Here is a 2,598-nt window from a genome sequence, read left to right on the forward strand (position 1 = left end):
TGCGCTTACAATCCGTCAGAGCTTGTGAACAGTTTACTGTTGCGGGTGATGGCGTGCCTTTTGAAGAATGAGCCTGCGAGTTAGTGGCATGTCGCGAGGTTAACCCGTGTGGGGTAGCCGTAGCGAAAGCGAGTCCGAATAGGGCGTATCCATGTTATGTGGTGTAGTGGCGTGTTCTAGACCCGAAGCGGAGTGATCTACCCATGGCCAGGTTGAAGCGACGGTAAGACGTCGTGGAGGACCGAACCCACTTAGGTTGAAAACTGAGGGGATGAGTTGTGGGTAGGGGTGAAAGGCCAATCAAACTCCGTGATAGCTGGTTCTCCCCGAAATGCATTTAGGTGCAGCGTCACGTGTTTCTCATCGGAGGTAGAGCTACTGGATGGTCTAGGGGGCTTACCGGCTTACCGAAATCAGCCAAACTCCGAATGCCGATGAGTGAGAGCGTGGCAGTGAGACTGCGGGCGATAAGGTTCGTAGTCGAGAGGGAAACAGCCCAGATCGCCAGCTAAGGTCCCTAAGCGTGTACTAAGTGGAAAAGGATGTGGGGTCGCGAAGACAACCAGGAGGTTGGCTTAGAAGCAGCCACCCTTGAAAGAGTGCGTAATAGCTCACTGGTCAAGTGATCCTGCGCCGACAATGTAGCGGGGCTCAAGTACACCACCGAAGCTGCGGCATTCATACAATAGCCCGCTGAGTTTCTACGGAGATTCAGCCAGGTGTGTGGATGGGTAGGGGAGCGTCGTGCAGCCATGGAAGCATCGGAGTGATCCAGGTGTGGAGGCTGTGCGAGTGAGAATGCAGGCATGAGTAGCGAAAGACGAGTGAGAAACTCGTCCGCCGAATGACCAAGGGTTCCTGGGCCAGGTTAATCCGCCCAGGGTGAGTCGGGACCTAAGACGAGGCCGACAGGCGTAGCCGATGGACAACGGGTTGATATTCCCGTACCCGTGTGAACGCGCCCATGGTGAATCAGTGATACTAACCGCCCTGAATCCACGTGACTGATCTCTTTCGAGAGTGAGGCGTGTGGTGGATGCGTGGGACCTGATCTGGTAGTAGCCAAGCGATGGGGTGACGCAGGAAGGTAGCTGAGCCAGTCAGTGGTAATACTGGTGTAAGCCTGTAGGGCGAACGGTAGGCAAATCCGCCGTTCATTCATGCCTGAGAGGTGATGCGTAGCCGATTGAGGCGAATTCAGTGATCCTATGCTGCCGAGAAAAGCCTCTAGCGAGCTTTCACACGGCCCGTACCCCAAACCGACACAGGTGGTCAGGTAGAGAATACTAAGGCGATCGAGATAACTATGGTTAAGGAACTCGGCAAAATGCCCCCGTAACTTCGGGAGAAGGGGGACCCCTGCCGGTGATCACTCTTGCAGTGTGAGCTGGTGTGGGTCGCAGAGACCAGTGAGAAGCGACTGTTTACTAAAAACACAGGTCCGTGCGAAGTCGTAAGACGATGTATACGGACTGACGCCTGCCCGGTGCTGGAAGGTTAAGAGGACCGGTCAACTGCACTTGTGTGGTGAAGCTGAGAATTTAAGCCCCAGTAAACGGCGGTGGTAACTATAACCATCCTAAGGTAGCGAAATTCCTTGTCGGGTAAGTTCCGACCTGCACGAATGGCGTAACGACTTCTCAGCTGTCTCAACCATAGACTCGGCGAAATTGCATTACGAGTAAAGATGCTCGTTACGCGCGGCAGGACGAAAAGACCCCGGGACCTTCACTATAGCTTGGTATTGGTGTTCGGTTCGGTTTGTGTAGGATAGGTGGGAGACTGTGAAGCGGTGACGCCAGTTACTGTGGAGTCGTTGTTGAAATACCACTCTGATCGTATTGGATACCTCAACCTCGGACCATGATCTGGTTCAGGGACAGTGCCTGGTGGGTAGTTTAACTGGGGCGGTTGCCTCCCAAAATGTAACGGAGGCGCCCAAAGGTTCCCTCAGCCTGGTTGGCAATCAGGTGTCGAGTGCAAGTGCACAAGGGAGCTTGACTGTGAGACTGACAAGTCGAGCAGGGACGAAAGTCGGGACTAGTGATCCGGCACCGGCATGTGGAAGCGGTGTCGCTCAACGGATAAAAGGTACCCCGGGGATAACAGGCTGATCTTCCCCAAGAGTCCATATCGACGGGATGGTTTGGCACCTCGATGTCGGCTCGTCGCATCCTGGGGCTGGAGTAGGTCCCAAGGGTTGGGCTGTTCGCCCATTAAAGCGGCACGCGAGCTGGGTTTAGAACGTCGTGAGACAGTTCGGTCTCTATCCGCCGCGCGCGTCAGAAACTTGAGGAAGGCTGTCCCTAGTACGAGAGGACCGGGACGGACGAACCTCTGGTGTGCCAGTTGTTCCACCAGGAGCACCGCTGGTTAGCTACGTTCGGAAGGGATAACCGCTGAAAGCATCTAAGCGGGAAGCCTGTTCCAAGATGAGGTTTCTCACCCCCTCGAGGGGGTAAGGCCCCCGGCAGACCACCGGGTTGATAGGCCAGAACTGGAAGTCGGGTAACCGATGCAGGTGACTGGTACTAATAGGCCGAGGACTTACCACAAAGAAGCTACGCGTCCACTGTGCAATATCTGAAACAACACACG

1 rRNA gene (running past one end of the window) is annotated in these 2,598 nt (G+C 55.0%); it reads left to right on the plus strand.

Annotation, left to right across the window (positions count from 1 at the left end):
* A 23S ribosomal RNA gene (locus tag QMK17_RS25850) occupies window positions 1–2,555 on the plus strand (it extends 605 nt beyond the left edge of the window).
* The last annotated feature ends 43 nt before the right edge of the window (window positions 2,556–2,598 follow it).

Source organism: Rhodococcus sp. G-MC3 (genome assembly GCF_030063335.1).
In the GTDB taxonomy this organism is placed as follows: domain Bacteria; phylum Actinomycetota; class Actinomycetes; order Mycobacteriales; family Mycobacteriaceae; genus Rhodococcoides.